This window comes from Pseudomonas inefficax (assembly GCF_900277125.1).
Taxonomy (GTDB): Bacteria; Pseudomonadota; Gammaproteobacteria; order Pseudomonadales; family Pseudomonadaceae; genus Aquipseudomonas; species Aquipseudomonas inefficax.
Genome location: NZ_OPYN01000108.1, coordinates 1 through 19,279 on the forward strand (window position 1 = coordinate 1; position 19,279 = coordinate 19,279).

A 19,279-nucleotide genomic window follows, 5' to 3' on the forward strand; every position below is an offset into this window, starting at 1 on the left:
TAGGTACGGTGTTGCCAGCGCAACGTGCCAGTTATGCGTCCGTTGGTGCTGACAAGAATGATGCGATGCAGCGCGTTATCCAGCGTACCTGCAGCAGCAGGCTCTTTACCTGCCTCGCCCAACAAGCCATGCCATGTCAGGCTGCCATCCTCAAGCAGACGCGCACTCAATTTTTGCGCTACCAGACGCACCCCGCCGCTAAGCGTCAAGTTCAATTTATCTGTGTTGGTAGTTAGTTGCCTGGCAGCAATCTCAACAGGCCATTGTTGAGTGATCCAGGCGGCTGGCGCTGTTTTAGCCACGGCACCCGTGTGAAGAAATATTTGGTCTGCCTGATGCTCTGTTGCATAAGAACCAACGGCGGTCAGCAAGCCAGTTATCGCTAGTGATATGCGCACGTGTGCACTCCTCTAATCATTTCAGAGGAGTGTATGAATTGGGGAAGGACCGTCATACTGGCAGAAATGCCAGGTTAACGATGAGCAGTTCTGCCACGATTGAAGTTTGAATTATGCTGAGGTGCGAATAGCGTCTTCAGCGCATGAAATGCACCTTGCCAGTGTCGTCATTACCCATGTAGATGCCATAAACCCCGGCTTGCCGCTCGAGTATATAGCGCTCGAGAATCTGCCGGATCGCCGGGTAGTAAATTTCATCCCAAGGGACTTCATCTGGCTCGAAAAACTTGTACGCCAGCGTTTCCGGCCCGTACTGCCCGGTTTCTTCGGTGGCGATGGCGCGGAAGATGATGTAGACCTCGCTGATCTTCGGGACGCTGAAGATCGAGTACGGCGAGACGATTTCGGCGCGTACACCGCTTTCTTCCCAGACCTCGCGCAGTGCGGCCTGCTCGGTGGTCTCGCCGGCTTCCATGAACCCGGCCGGCAAAGTCCAGGTGCCAGGGCGCGGCGGGATGGCGCGCTGGCACAGCAGGTACTTGCCATCACGCTCGATGATGCAGCCGGCGATGATCTTCGGGTTGATGTAGTGGATAAAGCCGCAGCCGGTGCAGTGCAGGCGTTCGTGGGTGTCGCCTGTGGGAACGCCCCGGGCCAGTTCCGTGGTGCAGTGCGGGCAGTAGCGCGGGGCGTTGGGCATGATCAGCGGCCTGTGGGTGGCTTATATGCGTGGATCCTTCAGGGCCAAGGGCTCGACCATGTCGCGCACCTTGACGTTGTCATCCTGCTTCTGGCGCAGGTAGTCCAGAGCCACCTTGGCGGCGGCGCGGACGTGGTCGACCGAGGCCTGGTGGGCAACCAGCGGGTCACCGCTCTTGATCGCCTCGACGATCTTTTCCATTTCGCGGTTGCTGGCGCCGCGGCGGTTTTCCTGCGACACCGATGTGGCGCGCAGGTAGCTGATGCGCGCTTGCAACTGGCGCAGCTGCTGTGCCGCCACTTGGTTGCCGGAGCCTTCCAGCAGCACATCGTAGAAACCTTGTACCGAATCCAGCACCTGTTGCAGCTCGCCTTCCTCGAGGGCTTCGCGGTTGACCTCCAGCGCGCGTTCCAGGGCACGAATGTCCTTGGCCTTGGCGTTGAGGGTGAACAGCTGCACGATCAGGCCTTCGAGCACGCAGCGCAGCTCGTAGATGTCGCGCGCGTCTTCCAGGGTGATGATGGCCACGCGCGGGCCCTTGGCGTCGGCGAACTCCACCAGGCCTTCGGACTCCAGGTGGCGCAGGGCTTCACGCACCGAGGTGCGGCTGACGCCGAGGCGGTCGCAGAGGTCGCGCTCGACCAGGCGGTCGCCTGGCAGCAGGTGGAAGTTCATGATCGCGGCGCGCAGCTTGTCGAGCACGATTTCGCGCAGGGTAACGGGGTTGCGGTTGACCTTGAAGCTGTCGTCGAGTGGCTGGCGTTTCATCAAGTGCGCTCTTAAAGAGGCTGCCCGGCCGCAACCGCAACAGCACCACGAACCTGGGTGCTCCTTGCGTGGGTTCGAACAGCCCGGTGTTAACGGGTTGACTCCGCATCGGCTTCAGCGAACGCTTCGCGGGCCAGGCGGAAACTGTCCACCGCCGCGGGCACGCCGCAATAAATGCCGACCTGGAGCAGGATCTCGCGAATCTGTTCACGGCTCAGGCCATTACGCAAGGCGCCGCGAATGTGCAGCTTGAGCTCGTGGGGCCGGTTGAGCGCGGAAATCATGGCCAAGTTTATCATGCTGCGCTCTTTGAGCGACAAGCCTTCGCGGCCCCAGACGTGGCCCCAGCAGTATTCGGTGACCAGCTCCTGCAACGGCCTGGTGAAGTCGTCGGCGTTCTGGATCGAGCGGTTGACGTAGTCCTCGCCCAGCACCTGGGTGCGGATCTGCAGGCCTTTTTCGTACTTTTCATTGCTCATGGGCAGTACTCCGGATCAAAACAGGGTCATCGGTGTTTGCCTTCTTCGCGGGCTTGCCCGCTCCCACAGGGATTGCACAGGTGCTGAAGCCTGCGCAGTACCTGTGGGAGCGGGCGAGCCCGCGAAGAAGCCAACGCCGAGCTCAAGGTCTATCAGCCCAAGGGCGGCAGGGCGCCCAGCTTGCCCTTGTGGTACACCATCGGCGTTACCGGTTCGGCCGGCAGCACCAGGTTCTTCACCGCACCGACGATGATCGCGTGGTCACCGCCGTCGTATTCGCGCCACAGTTCGCACTCGATGATCGCCGTGGCCTTTACCAGCAGCGGGTTGCCCAGTTCGCTCAGGTGCCAGTCGATGCCTTTGGCCTTGTCCTTGCCCTTGCCTGCGAAGGCATAGGCCTCGGCGGTCTGGTCGGCGGACAGCAAGTGAATCGCGAACTGCTTGCTGTCACGCAGGATGGGGTAGGTGTCGGAGGCGTAGTTGGGGCAGAACAACACCAGCGCCGGGTCGATCGACAGCGCGCTGAACGCGCTGGCAGTGATGCCGACGATGCCGCCGTCGGCGTCGAGGGTGGTGACCACCGTGACGCCGGACGGGAAGGAGCCCATCACGTCTTTGTAGATGCCTGGTTCGATCATGGGCGCAATCTCCTAGCGCATGACAAAGGGGTCGGGCATGGGCGCGGTGGACAGGTTGATCCACACCGTCTTCAGCTCGGTATAAGCCAGCACCGAATCGATGCCGCTCTCGCGGCCGTAGCCGCTGTTCTTGAACCCGCCGATCGGCGCCATGGCCGATACGGCACGGTAGGTGTTGACCCAGATGATCCCCGAACGCACGTCACGGGCCAGGCGGTGGGCACGGCCCAGGTCGCGAGTCCAGATGCCGGCGGCCAGGCCGAACTGCGAGTCGTTGGCGATGGCCAGGGCTTCTTCCTCGGTCTTGAAGCGGATGACCGCGGCAACCGGGCCGAACACCTCTTCCTGCATGATGGTCATCGAATTGCTGTCGCACTCGAACAGGGTCGGCTCGTAGAACCAGCCGTCACCCTCGACCTCGGCACGCTTGCCACCCATGTGCAGCTTGGCGCCTTCGGCCTTGGCCGCGGCCACCAGGCCTTCGACCACTGCCAGCTGTTGTGCGGTGGCCATGGGGCCCATTTCGCTGGCGTCGTCCTGCGGGTTGCCGATGCGGATGCGCTTGGCACGGGCGATCAGGCGTTCGACGAACTCGTCAAAGATTTCGTCCTGCACCAGCAGGCGCGAGCCGGCCACGCAGCTTTGCCCGGAGGCGGCATAGATGCCGGCCACGGCACCGTTGATGGCGCTGTCCAGGTCGGCGTCGGCGAAGATGATGTTCGGCGACTTGCCGCCCAGCTCCAGCGACAGCTTGGCGAAGTTCTCGGCGCTGCTGCGTACCACGTGGCGGGCGGTGGCGGCGCCGCCAGTGAAGGCGATCTTGCGCACCAGCGGGTGACGGGTCAGCGCCGCGCCGGTGCTGGGGCCGTAGCCGGTGACCACGTTGACCACACCGGCCGGGAAGCCGGCCTCGAGGGCCAGGCGGGCCAGTTCGAGGATGGTCGCCGAGGCGTGCTCGGACGGCTTGAGCACGATGGTGTTGCCGGCGGCCAGGGCCGGGGCCAGCTTGATTGCGGTGAGGTACAGCGGGCTGTTCCACGGGATGATCCCGGCCACCACGCCGATCGGCTCGTGCACGGTGTAGGCGAACAGGTCGGGCTTGTCCAGCGGCAGGGTGCCACCTTCAAGCTTGTCGGCAAGGCCTGCGGTGTAGTGGAAGAACTCTGGCAGGTAGCCGACCTGGCCGCGGGTTTCGCGGATCAGCTTGCCATTGTCACGGCTTTCCAGCTGGGCCAGGTGTTCCTTGTTTTCGGCAATCAGGTCACCCAGGCGACGCAGCAGCTTGCCGCGCGCGGTGGCGGTGATGCTGCGCCATTGCTTGCTGTCGAAGGCGCGCTGGGCGGCCTGCACGGCCAGCTCCACATCGGCCTCGTCGGCGTCGGGCAGTTGCGCCCAGGCCTGGGCGGTGGCCGGGTTGAGGCTGTCGAAGGTCTTGCCGCTCTGGGCATCGCGCCATTGGCCGTCGATGCACATCTGGAAACGAACGAGGGTCATGCAACAATCCCCTTGGCGGATTCGGTGAGGGTGCGTGCTTGCGCGAGGAAGTCCAGCAGCATCTTGTTGACTTCACGCGGTGCTTCCACTGGCATCATATGCCGTTGCTCGGCGAGGACCACGCTGCGTGCACCAGGAATGCTGGCGGCGAGCTGGCGGGTCATGGCCGGGGTGGAGCCCGAGTCGAGTTCGCCAGTGGCGATCAGCGTCGGCACCTGGATACTGGCCAGGTCGGCGGCGCGGTACATGTCCTGGGTGGCGAACAGCGAATAAGTGGTGTGGTAGCCCTGCGGGTCGTTGCTCGCCAGCACCTGGCGAATGGCGGCGACCTGCGCCGGGTTGGCAGCCTTGTATTCACGGCTGAACCAACGGTCGAGCGCGGCGTCGACGTTGGCGTCGGGGCCCATCTGCGCAGCCTGGGCGGCGCGGGCAATAACGCCGGCACTCTGCTCGGGGGTGCGGTTGAACACGCTGTTGAGCACTACCAGTGCCGCCAGGCGTTGTGGGTAGCCGAGGGCGAACGCCCGGGCGACCAGGCCGCCCATGGAGAAGCCGATCACGGTGGCTTGTGCGATCTGCAGGTGGTCGAGCAGTTCGGCGAGCTGCGCGGCATAGCCTTCCAGGCCGATGTCGGCGGCTGGCAGCGCGCTCTGGCCGTGGCCGAGCATGTCGTAGGCGATGACGCGGTAGTCATTGGCCAGGCCAACGAACTGACCGCCCCACATTTCCTTGTTCAGGCCCACGCCGTGGATCAGTACCACGGGTTGGCCCTGGCCGACGGACAGGTAGCTGGTGCCGGCGGGTGTGCGTTCAGCGACAGGCTGAATCATGGAGGGCGCTCCTTGAAGGTCGGGCGCGGCGGGTAAGCACGCCACGCCCCGGCCCGTCTTGGTTGTTGTTATTGAGCGTTGGCTTTTTCGGCAGCCAGTTCTTCCAGGTCGATGTAGCGGTTGCCGATGCGCGGGTGCAGGCGGCCGCCGTCGGAGGCGCCCAGGACCACGACGATTTCATCGGCGCGCGGGGCGTCTTCGATCTGCATTTCCAGGGTGATGTAGTGCGAGCGCAGGCCTTCGTCGTCCTTCTGCATCATCGGGATCTGGATCGAAGTGCCCGGGCCACCGCGCTTGTTGGTGAAGCTCAGGTAGCTCTTGGCCTGTACCGCTTCGCGATAGTGGTTGCCGAAGCGCAGGGTGTGGATTACTGCCGAGGCATGTTCGATTTCGCCGTCGGCACCAACGACTGCGGCCTTGCCGTAGGCTTCGATCTTGTCGGCGCCGCCGATGGCTGCGGTCAGGCGCTCGACCATCAGGGCACCCAGGTCCGAGCAGTTGGCACGGATTTCCGGCTTCAGATCTTCAACAAATCCGCGACCGGCCCATGGGTTCTTGATCACGACGGCCAGGCCGACCATGGTCACCGGCTTGTCGGTGGCCTTGCCGCCTTCGATGCGGGTCTCTTCGGAGTAGGTGACGATCTTGCGGATTTCGAAACTCATGGGTGGCTCCTGGTGAGGGTTATCAGCTCTTGTTGTCTGATGGTATACCATAATATTTGTTGTGCAAGAGGCGGCTGGAAATTTCTCTTTGCGGGGGGACGAAAGGTGGCCTGATGCCTTGATTTTTGTGCTGCCTGTACCGGCTTCTTCGCGGGTGAACCCGCTCCCACAGGTACCCCACAGATTTCATGGTCTGCGCCATACCTGTGGGAGCGGGTTTACCCGCGAAGAGGCCGGTATAGGCAACGGATCAATCCCCAAAAAAAAGCCCGCTCACGCGAGCCACAGGGCCCACGGGAGCGGGCGTGTCCCGCAATGTTTCAGGTAATGGGAAATCAGGCGAACGCGGGCACCACTTCCTTGATGAACAGCTCCAGCGATTTCTTCTTCTCGGCGTGGGGCAGGCTGTTGTCGCACCAGAAGCTGAACTCGTCGACGCCGAGTTCCTGGTAGTACTTGATACGCGCGATGATCTCTTCCGGCGTGCCGATCATGGTGTTCTTGCGGATGTTCTCCAGCTCGAACGCCGGTACTTCGGCGAACTTCGATTCCGGGCTTGGCTCGAGGAAGCCGTTGACCGGGGTGGTCTTGTTGCCGAACCAGGCATCAAAGGTGCGGTAGAAGCGCGAGATGGCCTGGGCGCCGACTTTCCAGCCTTCCGGCTCGGCCGGGCTGTGCACGTGGGTGTGGCGCAGCACCATCAGTTGCGGGCGTGGCACGCCCGGGTTGTTGTCTAGGGCGGCCTGGAACTTGTTCTTCAGGTCCAGCACTTCCTCGTCACCCTTCATCAGCGGGGTGACCATGACGTTGCAGCCATTGGCCACGGCGAAGTTGTGCGAGTCCGGGTCGCGGGCGGCGATCCACATCGGTGGGGTGGCGTTGAATGGCTTCGGCACACTGGTGGAAGTCGGGAACTTGTACACTTCGCCGTCATGGGCGTAGTCGCCTTCCCACAGCTTGCGCACCACCGGCACCATTTCGCGCAGGGCCTTGCCGCCGTCGGTGGCCGGCATGCCGCCTGCCATGCGGTCGAATTCGAACTGGTAGGCGCCACGGGCCAGGCCCACTTCCATGCGACCGTTGCTGATCACGTCGAGCAGGGCGCATTCGCCCGCCACACGGATCGGGTTCCAGAACGGCGCGATGATGGTGCCGGCGCCCAGGCGGATCTTGTCGGTGCGCGCAGCCAGGTAGGCCAGCAGCGGCATCGGGCTTGGCGAAATGGTGTATTCCATGGCGTGGTGTTCGCCGATCCATACGGTGCTGAAACCGCCGTTCTCGGCCATCAGGGTCAGTTCGGTCAGGTCTTCGAACAGCTGGCGGTGGCTGACCTGTTCATCCCAACGTTCCATGTGCACGAACAACGAAAATTTCATGGGGCTTTCCTCAACGCTTGAAAGGGGCTGGCGCCTGGCAGGGTTGGCGCCAGCGGTCTCGATTCAGAACAGGCTTCAGGCAAAGGCCGGCAGGCTGGCCATCTTGCCGCGGCAATAAACCATCGGCCGTGGCGCCTCTGCAGGGACGATCAGGTTGTGCACCTTGCCGACCATGATGGCGTGGTCGCCACCTTCATACTCGCGCCACAGTTCGCATTCGATGACCGCGGTGGCACCGGCCAGGATCGGGTTGCCCAGTTCGCTCAGGGACCACTCGATGCCGCTGGCCTTGTCCTTGCCCTTCTTGGCGAACGCGTAGGCTTCGGCCTGCTGTTCACCGGACAACAGATGAATGGCGAAGCGCTTCTGCCTGATCAGCACGGGGTAGGAGTCGGAGGTGTAGTTGGGGCAGAACAGCACCAGCGGCGGGTCCATCGACAGGGACGAGAAGGCGCTGGCGGTCAGGCCGACGACCGAACCGTCGTCGTCCTGGGTAGTGATGACGGTAACGCCGGACGGGAAGGAGCCCAGAACCTGCTTGTAGATGGTTGCGTCGATCATCTGGTGTACCTCTATAGGGCTGCGGTGGTCCGCGGTTTTTATCGTTGATGTGTCTGATGGTATACCGTAATACCTATTTTGCAAGCGGAATTTTCAAGCAAGGGTATTGCGCGATGAACGGCTCAAGCCCACGTATACCGTGGGTTTGAGCGGTGTGACGGTTTGCCGCAGGGCTTGCGCGAGCGGATCAGTGGGCGTTTTTTCCTACGGATCAGTGTTGTCAAAAGTTTGGAATACCATAATATGGTCCGCAGCTGAGAGGCCGCCTAGATGCGGTTTCCTTACAACGATAAAAACGACCTTTCGAGCTGAATCCTATGTCCCAACCGTCGTCGCAACACCAGTTTGTCGAGAATCACACGGTCGATTACGTTCCACCTGCCGAGCGCCACGGGAAGGCGCGCGACCTGTTCACCCTCTGGTTCAGTACCAACATCGCGCCACTGCCCATCGTCACCGGCGCCATGGTGGTCCAGGTTTTCCACCTGAACCTGTTGTGGGGCTTGGTCGCCATCGTGCTGGGCCATCTGGTCGGGGGCGTGGTCATTGCCCTTGCCTCTGCGCAGGGACCGCAGCTGGGCATTCCGCAAATGGTGCAGAGCCGCGGCCAGTTCGGCCGCTATGGTGCCTTGCTGATCGTGTTCTTCACCGCGCTGATCTATGTCGGCTTCTTCATTTCCAATATTGTCCTGGCGGGCAAGACCATTCACGGCATTGCCCCGAGCGTGCCGATGCCGGGCGCGATCGTGATCGGTGCGCTGAGTGCCACCGCCATCGGTGTGATCGGCTATCGTTTCATCCACATCCTCAACCGCATCGGTACCTGGGTGATGGGTTCGGCGCTGCTGGCCGGCTTCATCATGATGTTCGCTCAGGAACTGCCGGCCGACTTCTTCAGCCGTGGCGCGTTCAACCTGTCGGGCTTCATCGCCACCGTGTCGCTGGGCACCATCTGGCAGATCAGCTTCTCGCCGTACACCTCCGACTACTCGCGCTACCTGCCGCGTGAGGTGGGCATTGCCAAGCCGTTCTGGGCTACCTACTTCGGCGCTACCCTGGGCACCATCCTGTGCTTCAGCTTTGGTGCGGTGGCAGTGCTGTGCGTGCCGGAAGGCACCGATGCGATGGACGCGGTCAAGCAGGCCACCGGCTGGCTGGGCCCGATCCTGATGGTGCTGTTCCTGCTCAACATCATCAGCCACAACGCGCTCAACCTGTATGGTGCGGTGCTGTCGATCGTGACCGCGATCCAGACCTTCATTGCCGAGTGGACACCGAGCATCAAGGTGCGGGTGGTGCTGGCTACGTTGATTCTGGTGGGTTGCGGCATGGTGGCGCTGAATGCCTCGGCGGACTTCATCGGCCAGTTCATCGGCCTGATCCTGGCACTGCTGCTGGTACTGGTGCCGTGGGCGTCGATCAACTTGATCGACTTCTACCTGATCAAGAAGGGCCAGTACGACATCGCCTCGATCTTCAGTGCCGACGGCGGCATCTATGGCCGCTTCAACCACCACGCGATCGTTGCCTATGCCTGCGGCATCCTGGTGCAGTTGCCGTTTGCCAATACGTCGCTGTATGTGGGGCCGTATTCCAATATCGTCGAAGGGGCTGACCTGTCGTGGTTGTTCGGCCTGCTGGTGACGGTGCCGTTGTACTACTGCCTGGCGACCCGGGGCAAGGCTGCCGAAAAGGCGGGGCGGGTTGTGAGTGTCAATGACTGAGAGATTGGCGTTGCTGTAACAGGGGCTGCTTTGCAGCCCATTCGCAGCGCAAGGCTGCTCCTACAAAGGAATCGCGTTGTATGTAGGAGCAGCCTTGCGCTGCGAATGGGCCGCAACGCGGCCCCAGCTTTTTCAGCTCAAACCTTGAACTGCGCCACCATGCCGTTCAGATCTATCGCCAACCGCGAAAGATCCTGCGCCGCCGCACTGGTCTGGTTGGCCCCCGCCGACGTCTGCATCGCCAGGTCGCGGATGTTCACCAGGTTGCGGTCCACCTCCCGCGCCACTTGCGCCTGTTCCTCCGAAGCGCTGGCAATCACCAGGTTGCGCTGGTTGATCGAGGCAATCGCCTCGGCAATCACCTCCAGTGCCTGACCGGCGCCTTGCGCCACCTCCAGCGTGCCGCTGGCGCGGCCCTGGCTGCTGTGCATCGCCGTCACCGCCCGCTCGGTACCGTTCTGGATACCGGCAATCATCTGCTCGATCTCTGCGGTCGACTGCTGGGTGCGGTGGGCAAGGGCGCGTACCTCATCGGCCACCACGGCAAAGCCTCGGCCCGCCTCGCCGGCGCGGGCCGCTTCGATGGCGGCATTCAGCGCCAGCAGGTTGGTCTGCCCGGCAATCGCGCCAATCACGTCCAGCACGCGGCTGATCTCGTTGGCATTGTTGGCCAGCTGTTCGATCTCGGCCGAGGTGCCGGTCACGTCAGCCACCAGATGCTGGATGGACGCCAGCGCCTGGTTGACCCGGTCGCGGCCATCCCGGGTGGTCTGGTCGGCGCCCTTCGAGGCGTCGGCGGTGCTGACGGCATTGTTCGCCACTTCCTCGACCGCCGCAGTCATCTGGTTGACCGCGGTGGCCGCCTGGTCGATCTCCGCGCTTTGCTGGTGCAGGCCGCGGCTGGTGTCTTCGGTGACGGTGTGCAGTTCCTCCGAAGCCGAGGCCAACTGGTCGGACGAGGCGGCGATCTTGCGGATGGTGTCGCGCAGGCTGCCCTGCATGCGGCCCAGAGCGCGCAGGAGCAAGGCTGGTTCGTCGCGGCCGATTACACGGATGTCCTGGGTCAGGTCGCCGGTTGCCACGCGTTCGGCCACGCTCACCGCATCGGCCAGCGGCACGACGATGCTGCGGGTGAGCATGGTGGCAAGGGCGATCAGGGCCAGCATGATCACCAGCAGCGAGACAACGATCGCGATGAACGCCTCGTCAGCCACGTCGCTGCTGCGTTGCGAGGCTTGTTCGGCACCTTTGCCGTTGTAGGCGATCAGCGCCGCCATGGCTTGCATCATGCTGTCGGCGCGCTGGGTCAGAGGGCCGGTGATCTGCTGCTTTGCGTTTTCCATGCGGCCAGCAGCAATGTCCTGCAGCACGCGTGTCTGCAGCTCGAGGTATTGCTGGTGCGCGCTATCAAAAGCGTCGAACAGGGCTCGGTCATCAGCGGCGGTGATGGTGCCTTGGTATGCCTTCAGGCCATCCTTCATCTTGGCATTGGTATCATCGAGCAACTGCAGGTTGCGGCTGCGTTCGTTGGGGTTGTCGTCCAGGGCGGTGCGCAGGGTGAGGGCACGGGCGCGGCCAAGGTTGCTGCTGATTTCGCTCAGCGCCACTACGGCCGGCAGCCAGTTGACCCGGATTTCGTCCGTGGCCTTGTCCATCTGCCGGGTTTCATAAAGTGCGGCAAGGCCCATGAACAGGACCAGGATACCCAACAGGGCGAACACGCAGGCAGCGCGAATGCCGATCTTCAAATTCCTTGATTGCATGACATGCTCCTTGACGGTGGCGTGCAGGCCCCCGGAGCTTGGGCGGATGGCCGGGCACCGGGTGTGGCGCCAGGCTCTGGAGGCGCTGCGGATTCAGTTGTGTTTCTCACCCTCTCGAATTCTTTTTCTTTAAATGATGCCATATGGCCATCATTTCCGAACAGTCATTTCATGTCATGACATCAAATGACAAAACCGCCATAAGGCGGCGGTTTTGCCCAGGCTTCGTGGTCAGACGATGGCGATCAGCGGGTCTGCAGCGGCCAGTGCCAAGGCGCGATCGGCCGCTGGCGGGTAGATCCATACAGAGTTGATCTGCCGCTTGATGTGTTTGCCTTCCTGGCCATGCAGCTTCAGTTCGCGCTCCCAACCCTCGCTGAACGTCGCGCCCCATTCGCCCAGGTCCAGGCAGGTGACGTACTTGGGCTGGCGGTACACCACCGGCTGCAGGCCGAGCAGGTCGGCTGCGGCGTTGTTGCCGGAGTGGCGGCCCATGGGGATGGCGTGCTGGCAGGTCATCAGGGCGTGGTTGCCCAGCTCGTCCACCGCGGCCCAGGCGGTGTCGCCCGTGGCGTACACATGGTCCTGACCCAGCACCTTCAGATGGCCGTCCACTTTCAGCCGGCCGAAGTTGTCGCGCTCGCCAGCAACCTGTGCAGTCAATGGGCTGGCCTTGACGCCAACGGTCCAGATCACGGTGTTGCTGGCGATATGGTCGCCGTTGTCCAGGGTAACGCCACTGGCATCGACGGCCACCACCGAAGCCCCGGTCTTCCATTCGACCCCAGCCTGTTTGCAGGCGGCGATGATCGACGGCGTGATACCCGCGCCCAGCGCTGCGCCAACCTGCGCACCGCGGTCGACCACCACCACCCGCAACGCTGTACTGGCGCCGAGGATGGCGCGCAGGCGGGCAGGCATTTCCGTAGCCGTTTCAATCCCCGTGAAGCCACCACCACAGACCACCACGGTGTTGCGTGCAGGCGAAGCGGGCAGGGTGGCCAGGCCGACCAGATGCTGCTCCAGGCGCATGGCCGATTCCATCTGGTCGACATCGAATGCATGTTCGGCCAGGCCAGGCACTGCCGGGCGTGCGACCTGGCTGCCAGCGGCGAGGACCAGGCGGTCGTAGGTGATCTGTTGGCGGTGCCCCTGGGCGTCGGTGTAGCTGACGCTGCGCCCTTCGGTATCGATGCTTTCGGCGTTGCCCGGGATGAAGTGAATGCCCACCGCTTCGAACAGCTCGCCCAGCGGGGCCTTCATGCCGTGCACGTCGGCCTCGTAGAAGCGTGGGCGGATACGCAGTTCAGGCTGCGGAGCAAGGACGCTGATGCTGATGTCGGCACGCTGGGCCTGATCGAGCAGGCGCGCAGCGCTCAGGGCGCTCCATACACCGGCAAAGCCGGCACCGATGATGAGGATGTTCGATTTCATGAAGGTGCTCCGCAAGGTTCGAAAGGGGGCTTCGAGGGCGGGTGGTGTGCCTCTCGAATAACTACGACTGTATTGATCGTAGTTTGTCCCTGCAAGTCTTTTTTCCAGAAGGGCGACATTTCGCACCGTCGCTTCCTGGTCGGAATAGCCGTATTTACTGGGAAAAATGGATAAAAACGGCCGACCGTCGGCAGCTGCGCACTTTGCGGAGCACGTACTACAGGCGTATCATTTGCGACAAGTTTGGTCGGAGATAGATATGTCGCTCTACAGTGCTGGTGTCGAATACGGTATCCATTGCCTGCTGTTCCTGGTGGACGAGCGGGGCGACTCGCGCGATTCCAGCGTGCGCGACCTGGCGGAATTGCAGGGGGTACCCCAGGAGTACCTGGCCAAAGTCTTCACCAAGCTGGCCCGTGCCGGGCTGGTGGCTGCCACCGAGGGCGTGCGCGGTGGCTTCCGGCTGGCGCGGCCGTCGGATGAAATCACCGTGCTGGATATCGTCAATGCCATCGACGGGCCGAAGAAGATCTTCGACTGCCGCGAAATTCGCGAACGTTGCAGCCTGTTCGAGGGTTCGCCGCCGGCTTGGGCGATCGAGGGCACGTGCGCGATCCATGCGGTGATGCTGGGGGCGCAAAAGCGCATGGAAGAGGCCCTGGCGCAGCAGACCATCCTTGACCTGGCGCGGCGGTTCGGGCGCAAGGCGCCGGCCGAGTTCGGGCAGAAGGTCAATGCCTGGATGGGCGAGCGGCGGGAGGGTAAAGGGGCAGGGGATATTCCGCTCACCGAGGTCTGAATGGGTTGCCTGTGCCGGCCTCTGCTGAAATCTGTGGGGTACCTGTGGGAGCGGGCGAGCCCGCGAAGAGGCCGGCACAGAAATAACCCGCTCAGCGCCCCTCATGCTGCCGCCGATACGCCCCCGGCTGCACCCCCACCGCCTTGGCAAACGCCCGGGTAAACGCCGCCACCGACTGATACCCCACCTGTGCTCCCACCTGTTCCACGGTATGCCCCGCCCGCAGCAACTGGCTGGCATGGCGCATGCGCAACGCCAGCAATACTTGCCCAGGCGACTGTCCGGCCAGTTCATTGAAACGCTTGAAAAACGCCGACCGCGACAGCCCGGTGCAGGCGGCCATGCTTTCCAGCGTCCACGCATGCCCCGGTTGCTCGATCAACTGCTCCAGCAACCCGGCAAACGCCGGTTGCCGGGCGAGGGCGACCAGCCCGCCCAATGACTGCCCGGCATGCACCTGTTGGCGTAGCACATACAGGAACAACAAGTGTGTCAGCCGCTCCAGCAACGTCTGTGACGGCCCGGCGGCGCGCCGGCATTCCTCCAGAATGAGCTCGAACAACGCCCGCGCTGCATGGCCGGCCGGTTCATCGGCGCGCAGCAATATCCAGTCGGCCAGGCCGTCGACGATCAGCGCCGACAAGCCCGGCCTGAAGTGGAAGAAACCACATACCAGCCCCACGCCATCGACAGCGTCGACGTCCATGGCCTGCATCTGCTGGCGCGGCTGGGCGCAGGCACTGGCCGGGTCCTGCTCGCTGGCCAGGCGATAGCCGAGGTCGCGCAACAGGAACACCGCATCGCCGGCCTCCAGGCGCAGTGCCTCGGGCTGGCCGTCGATGTGCAGCCAGCAATGCCCTTGCACCACCAGGTGGAAGCTGGCCCTGCCCATGCCTTCGGTGCTGGCGTGCCAGCCGCCGCAGTAGCGGCCCACATGGAACAGGCTGGCATCGAGCTCCAGGCCTTCTAATAACCAATCGACAAGGTGGCTGGATGAAATCATCTAATGCAAAGACTCTAGAGCAAGGAAAGGCGACTGATGAATATGGAGGGTAGTTCTTATAACCAACAGACTGTAGTGACACCCATCAAAGGAGACCACTCCATGTCCCCACGCATTACTTTACACACGCTGCAGAGCGCCCCGGAAGCGGCCCGCCCGTTCCTCGAGAACGCGCAGAAGAATTCCGGCTTCATCCCCAACCTGCTGGGCGTGCTGGCCAATGCCCCGGCGGCACTGGAAACCTACGTGACCGTTTCGGCACTCAACGGCAAATCCGAACTGAGCCTGGCCGAGCGTGAAGTAGTGCAGCTGATTGCCGCCACCCAGCATGGCTGCGACTTCTGCGTGGCCGGCCACACGGCCGTGGCGCTGAACAAGGCCAAGCTGCCGCAGGAGGTGGTCGATGCCCTGCGTGCCCGTGGCGAGCTGCCCGATGCCCGTTATGAAACCCTGGCCGCGTTCGCCCGCGAAGTCATCGCCACCCGTGGCAATGTCAGCGAGGCCACTTACCAGGCCTTCCGCGCCGCCGGTTTCAGTGAAGGCAATGCCCTGGAGGTGATTCTGGGCGTAAGCCTCGCAACCCTGTGCAACTTTGCTAATGTGTTCGCCCAGACGCCGCTCAATGACGAGCTCGCCAAGTACCGCTGGCAACCTTCTGCATGATCCGCGCGTGACACCGGTCGTACCGCGATCGTTGTAGGAGCGGCCTTGTGCCGCGAATGGGCCGCCAAGCGGCCCCGGCGTTTTCAAAGGAGCAAGACCATGCAAGATTGTGCATTTCGACACTGGCTGGATGCCAATGCCGAGGCCATTGACCGGGGCCACTGCGAGCCGCAACTGGTACTGGCGCAAATCGCCGAATCGCAGCTGCTGCGCGTCGGTGTCGACCCGGCCCTGGGCGGCACGGGCGGGCAGGTGACCGACGCGGTCGAGGCCATCGCCGCAATCGCCAGCCGCTCGCTGGCAGCGGCGTTCGTCTGCTGGGGCCAGCGCGCCTTCATCGAATACCTGTTGCACAGCCCCAACCAGCCCCTGCGCGAGCACCTGTTGCCGCGCCTGCTGACTGGCGAACTGGCCGGCGCCACCGGGCTGTCCAACGCCATGAAGTTCCTGTCCGGCATCGAAGCGCTGCAGGTGCGCGGCCGTCCGGCAGCCGATGGCTGGCAGCTGGAAGGGCGCCTGCACTGGGTGACCAACCTGCGCAAAAGCGGCTTCGTGGTGGCTGCGGCTATCGAAGACGAAGCCGGTGGAGCACCGTTCGTGCTGGCCATTCCATCCGACGCGCAGGGCCTGGAACGTTCCGACGACCTGCAACTGATGGGCCTGCAGTCGAGCAACACCGCGGCATTGGCCTTCCACCAGGTGCAATTGCAGCGTGGCTGGTTGCTGCACGAAAATGCCCGCGAGTTCCTGCCTCGGGTACGCCCGGCTTTCCTGGCGCTGCAGTGCGGCATGGCCATTGGCCTGGCGCGGCGGGCACTGGCGGAAGTGCAGGCACATCTGCATGGCCGTGCATCCTTCCTCGACGAAGCACGCCAGGTGCTCGGCGAGCGCCTGGAAAACACCGTGAGCGAGCTCAAGCAGGGGCTGCTCGATGGCCGCTTCCAGCAGCAGCCGGCAGCCTTGTTCAAGCTGCGCATCACCCTGGCCGAAAGCGCTGCCGACGCCGTACAGCTAGAGTTGCAGGCAAGTGGTGGCAAGGCCTACCTCAGCGAGTACGGTGAAGGCTTTGCCCGCCGCTGGCGCGAGTCGGCCTTCGTGCCGATCGTCACGCCCAGCCTGGTGCAACTGCGCGCCGAACTGCAGCGCCAGGCGGGCGCGGCATGAGCCCAGTGTTGCTCGAAGCCCGCGACATCAGCCTGGGCTACCCGCGCGAGGGTGGCTGGCAGGCGGTGCTGGCGCAGTTCGACCTGCAACTGGCCCCCGGCGAAGTGGTGACCATCCTCGGCCCCAGCGGGGTCGGCAAGTCCAGCCTGCTGCGGGTACTGGCCGGCCTCCAGCAGCCCCGCGGTGGCAGCGTGACCCTGCACGGCCAACCGCTGCAAGGCCCGCACCCACGCCTGGCGGTGGCCTTCCAGGACCCGAGCCTGTTGCCCTGGTTGAACCTGGAGAAAAACGTCGCCTTCGGCCTGGACTTTGCCCGCCAGCCAAAACTTGCCGCCGCCGAACGGCGCGCGCGCATCGACCATGCAATTGCCGCCGTGGGCCTGGCCCATGCCCGCGGCCAGTACCCGGCGCAGTTGTCTGGCGGCATGGCCCAGCGCACCGCGCTGGCCCGCTGCCTGGCCCGCCAGCCCGAAGTGCTGTTGCTCGACGAGCCGTTCGGTGCGCTGGATGAAGTGACCCGGGCCGACATGCAGCAACTGCTGCTGCAACTGATCGTCACCCACAATACGGCGGCGGTGCTGATCACCCACGATATCGACGAAGCCCTGCTGCTCTCCGACCGGGTACTGCTACTGGGCAACCACCCAGCGCACACCCTCGGGCAGTGGCACATCGACCTGCCGCAACCACGGACGCAGCGGGTCGAGGAGCTGGGCGCCTTGCGCATCGAAATACTCAAAACCCTTCGGCGGGCAAGCCGCACAGTCGAACCTACCCCAACCCCATTGCCCTCGGAGGCTGTCCATGTGCATGGATGACTGCTGTTCCTCTTCTTCGCGTCGCGATTTCCTCAAGCTCGGCGCCATGCTCACGGCTGCCGGTGCACTGCCGTTGCTGTCGAGCCTGCAGGCCCGTGCCGCCGCCGAGCCCGACGCGCCGGTGCGTATCGGCTATCTGCCGATAACCGATGCGACGCCGCTGCTGGTCGCGCACAACAACGGCCTGTTCGAGGCCGAGGGCATCAAGGCCGAGCGGCCGGTGCTGCTGCGCAGCTGGGCCCAGGTGATCGAGGCGTTCATTTCTGGCCAGGTCAATGTCATTCACCTGCTGTCGCCGATGACCGTATGGGCCCGCTACGGCAGCAAGGTGCCGGCCAAGGTGGTGGCCTGGAACCACGTGGGCGGTTCAGGCCTGACCGTGGCCCCGGACATCAGCGACATGAAGCAGCTGGGCGGCAAGACCGTGGCCATCCCGTTCTGGTACTCGATCCACAACGTCGTGCTGCAACAGATGCTCAACGACAACGGCCTGATCCCAGTGTCGAAGCCGGCCAATGCGCCACTGGCCGGCAACGAAGTCAACCTGCTGGTGTTGCCGCCATCCGACATGCCGCCGGCGCTGGCCAGCAAGCGCATCGCCGGCTATATCGTCGCCGAGCCATTCAACGCCCTGGCCGAGAACCTCAAGGTCGGTCGCGTGCAACGCTTTACCGGCGATGTGTGGCGCAACCACGCCTGCTGCGTGGTGTTCATGCACGAACACGACCTGAACAACCGCCCGGAGTGGTCACAGAAGGTAGTCAACGCCATCGTCAAGGCCCAGCACTGGACCCGTGACCACCGCGCCGAGGCCGCCGCATTGTTGTCCAAGGCCGGCCCCAACAAGTACACACCGCACGAACCTGCGGTGCTCGGCAAAGTGCTGGCCCCGGCCGCGGAGGACCGTGCCGGTTACATTGCCAGTGGCGCCATTCGCCACCAGCAGTGGGACGAAAAGCGCATCGATTTCCAGCCTTATCCGTTCCCCAGCTACACCGAAGAACTGGTCAAGCGTCTGAAAACCACCCTGATCGAGGGCGACAGCGCGTTCCTGGCCGGCCTGGACCCGGCACAGACCGCCCGCGACCTGGTCGACGACCGCTTCGTGCGCAACGCCATCGCCAGCGTTGGCGGGCCGTCGGTGTTCGGCATCGCCGATAACTTCGAGCGTAGCGAGGAGTTCGCGGTCTGATGCGCACGCATGTGGTTCATGCCGGCCTGGGGCTGGCCGGGTTGCTGGGTTTGTTGCTGTTGTGGTGGGCCGGTGTCGCGCTGTTCGGCCAGGCCGATGGCTTGTCGGCACGCTTTTCGCCGGCAGCGACCCTGACCAGCCTGGTCGAGTTGCTGGGGCAGGGCGAGGTGTATGGGCATATCTGGGTCAGCCTCAAGCGTATCCTGGTCGGGCTGCTGTTGGCGCTGCTGATCGGCGTGCCACTGGGCTTGCTGGTAGGCAGCTACCGGCACCTGGAGGCGGCGACCACGCCAGCGTTCCAGTTCCTGCGCATGATTTCGCCGCTGTCGTGGATGCCGGTGGTGGTGATGCTGATGGGCGTGGGGGACCAGCCTATCTACTTCCTGCTGGCATTTGCCGCGTTGTGGCCGATCTTGCTGAACACGGCAGCCGGGGTAAGGCAGCTGGACCCGCGCTGGTTGCAGTTGAGCCGCAGTTTGAGCGCCACGCGTTGGGAAACTTTGTGCAAGGTGATCGTGCCCGGGGTGATTGGCCATGTGCTGACCGGCGTGCGCCTGGCCATCGGTATTCTGTGGATCGTGCTGGTGCCGTGCGAAATGCTAGGGGTCAGTGCTGGGCTGGGGTACTTCATTCTCGATACCCGCGACCGGCTGGCGTATTCCGAGCTGATGGCGATGGTGCTGCTGATCGGGGTGCTGGGGTTTGTGCTGGATGCCCTGGCGCGTGGGCTGCATCGGCGTTGGGTGCATGGCTGACCGGCCAGTGTGGCTTTTTCGCGGGCTTGCCCGCTCCCACAGGGATATCACCGGG

The 19,279-nt window shown here is 63.6% G+C and carries 20 protein-coding genes; 7 read left to right on the forward strand and 13 right to left on the reverse strand.

The window, feature by feature from the left end; all coding sequences use genetic code 11:
* The 10 genes from JV551A3_RS13395 to JV551A3_RS13450 all read right to left on the reverse strand — a co-directional run.
* Window positions 1-398: hypothetical protein (locus tag JV551A3_RS13395; protein WP_133978783.1), on the reverse strand; the 398-nt coding region annotated here is incomplete at its 3' end.
* Between the two features lie 136 nt (window positions 399-534).
* A complete protein-coding gene (locus JV551A3_RS13400; protein ID WP_133971836.1) occupies window positions 535-1,098 on the reverse strand; it encodes an NUDIX hydrolase in 564 nt (187 codons plus the stop codon).
* A 21-nt stretch (window positions 1,099-1,119) separates the two neighbouring features.
* Window positions 1,120-1,866, reverse strand: coding sequence for a GntR family transcriptional regulator (locus tag JV551A3_RS13405; protein ID WP_063913667.1), 747 nt, complete (start codon window positions 1,864-1,866; stop codon window positions 1,120-1,122).
* 89 nt (window positions 1,867-1,955) lie between these two features.
* Entirely contained in the window at window positions 1,956-2,345 is a 390-nt protein-coding gene (locus tag JV551A3_RS13410) for a carboxymuconolactone decarboxylase family protein (RefSeq protein WP_046617259.1), read from the reverse strand.
* A 152-nt stretch (window positions 2,346-2,497) separates the two neighbouring features.
* Window positions 2,498-2,983: a flavin reductase family protein gene (locus tag JV551A3_RS13420; protein WP_133971840.1), complete on the reverse strand. Its 486-nt coding sequence runs from the start codon at window positions 2,981-2,983 to the stop codon at window positions 2,498-2,500.
* A gap of 12 nt (window positions 2,984-2,995) precedes the next feature.
* Window positions 2,996-4,477 carry an aldehyde dehydrogenase gene (locus JV551A3_RS13425; protein ID WP_112252636.1) on the reverse strand — a complete coding sequence of 494 codons (1,482 nt, stop codon included), beginning with the start codon at window positions 4,475-4,477 and terminating at the stop codon, window positions 2,996-2,998.
* Window positions 4,474-5,307: an alpha/beta fold hydrolase gene (locus tag JV551A3_RS13430; protein ID WP_112252635.1), complete on the reverse strand. Its 834-nt coding sequence runs from the start codon at window positions 5,305-5,307 to the stop codon at window positions 4,474-4,476. The genes JV551A3_RS13425 and JV551A3_RS13430 overlap by 4 nt, the downstream gene beginning before the upstream one ends.
* A 68-nt stretch (window positions 5,308-5,375) precedes the next feature.
* Window positions 5,376-5,972 (reverse strand): amino acid synthesis family protein, encoded by a 597-nt coding sequence (locus tag JV551A3_RS13435; protein WP_003258678.1) that lies wholly within the window; start codon window positions 5,970-5,972, stop codon window positions 5,376-5,378.
* A 335-nt stretch (window positions 5,973-6,307) separates the two neighbouring features.
* A complete protein-coding gene (locus tag JV551A3_RS13445; protein ID WP_025338791.1) occupies window positions 6,308-7,348 on the reverse strand; it encodes an LLM class flavin-dependent oxidoreductase in 1,041 nt (346 codons plus the stop codon).
* A gap of 75 nt (window positions 7,349-7,423) precedes the next feature.
* Window positions 7,424-7,909, reverse strand: coding sequence for a flavin reductase family protein (locus tag JV551A3_RS13450; protein WP_112252633.1), 486 nt, complete (start codon window positions 7,907-7,909; stop codon window positions 7,424-7,426).
* A 317-nt stretch (window positions 7,910-8,226) separates the two neighbouring features.
* Here JV551A3_RS13450 and JV551A3_RS13455 point away from each other — a divergent pair, with 317 nt between their 5' ends.
* Window positions 8,227-9,633 (forward strand): purine-cytosine permease family protein, encoded by a 1,407-nt coding sequence (locus JV551A3_RS13455; protein WP_133971844.1) that lies wholly within the window; start codon window positions 8,227-8,229, stop codon window positions 9,631-9,633.
* A gap of 137 nt (window positions 9,634-9,770) precedes the next feature.
* Here JV551A3_RS13455 and JV551A3_RS13460 read toward each other — a convergent pair whose 3' ends face one another.
* Window positions 9,771-11,396 (reverse strand): methyl-accepting chemotaxis protein, encoded by a 1,626-nt coding sequence (locus JV551A3_RS13460; RefSeq protein WP_133971846.1) that lies wholly within the window; start codon window positions 11,394-11,396, stop codon window positions 9,771-9,773.
* Window positions 11,397-11,627: 231 nt separating this feature from the next.
* A complete protein-coding gene (locus JV551A3_RS13465) occupies window positions 11,628-12,830 on the reverse strand; it encodes an NAD(P)/FAD-dependent oxidoreductase (RefSeq protein ID WP_133971848.1) in 1,203 nt (400 codons plus the stop codon).
* Between the two features lie 259 nt (window positions 12,831-13,089).
* On the opposite strand from JV551A3_RS13465, the gene JV551A3_RS13470 reads away from it, so the two are divergent.
* Window positions 13,090-13,629, forward strand: coding sequence for an RrF2 family transcriptional regulator (locus tag JV551A3_RS13470; RefSeq protein ID WP_133971850.1), 540 nt, complete (start codon window positions 13,090-13,092; stop codon window positions 13,627-13,629).
* A gap of 91 nt (window positions 13,630-13,720) precedes the next feature.
* On the opposite strand, the gene JV551A3_RS13475 is transcribed toward JV551A3_RS13470, so the two are convergent.
* Window positions 13,721-14,632, reverse strand: coding sequence for an AraC family transcriptional regulator (locus JV551A3_RS13475; RefSeq protein ID WP_133971852.1), 912 nt, complete (start codon window positions 14,630-14,632; stop codon window positions 13,721-13,723).
* Window positions 14,633-14,734: 102 nt separating this feature from the next.
* On the opposite strand from JV551A3_RS13475, the gene JV551A3_RS13480 reads away from it, so the two are divergent.
* From JV551A3_RS13480 to JV551A3_RS13500, 5 genes are all read left to right on the forward strand, one after another.
* The gene (locus JV551A3_RS13480; protein WP_133971854.1) at window positions 14,735-15,295 is read left to right on the forward strand and encodes a carboxymuconolactone decarboxylase family protein; all 561 of its coding nucleotides are present in this window, start codon (window positions 14,735-14,737) and stop codon (window positions 15,293-15,295) included.
* A 99-nt stretch (window positions 15,296-15,394) separates the two neighbouring features.
* Complete coding sequence (locus tag JV551A3_RS13485) at window positions 15,395-16,459, forward strand: acyl-CoA dehydrogenase family protein (RefSeq protein ID WP_133971856.1); 1,065 nt, start codon at window positions 15,395-15,397, stop codon at window positions 16,457-16,459.
* Window positions 16,456-17,277 (forward strand): ABC transporter ATP-binding protein, encoded by an 822-nt coding sequence (locus JV551A3_RS13490; RefSeq protein ID WP_133971858.1) that lies wholly within the window; start codon window positions 16,456-16,458, stop codon window positions 17,275-17,277. The genes JV551A3_RS13485 and JV551A3_RS13490 overlap by 4 nt, the downstream gene beginning before the upstream one ends.
* The gene (locus JV551A3_RS13495) at window positions 17,264-18,469 is read left to right on the forward strand and encodes an ABC transporter substrate-binding protein (RefSeq protein WP_133971860.1); all 1,206 of its coding nucleotides are present in this window, start codon (window positions 17,264-17,266) and stop codon (window positions 18,467-18,469) included. The genes JV551A3_RS13490 and JV551A3_RS13495 overlap by 14 nt, the downstream gene beginning before the upstream one ends.
* Entirely contained in the window at window positions 18,469-19,224 is a 756-nt protein-coding gene (locus tag JV551A3_RS13500) for an ABC transporter permease (protein WP_133971862.1), read from the forward strand. Before JV551A3_RS13495 ends, JV551A3_RS13500 begins: the two co-directional genes overlap by 1 nt.
* The last annotated feature ends 55 nt before the right edge of the window (window positions 19,225-19,279 follow it).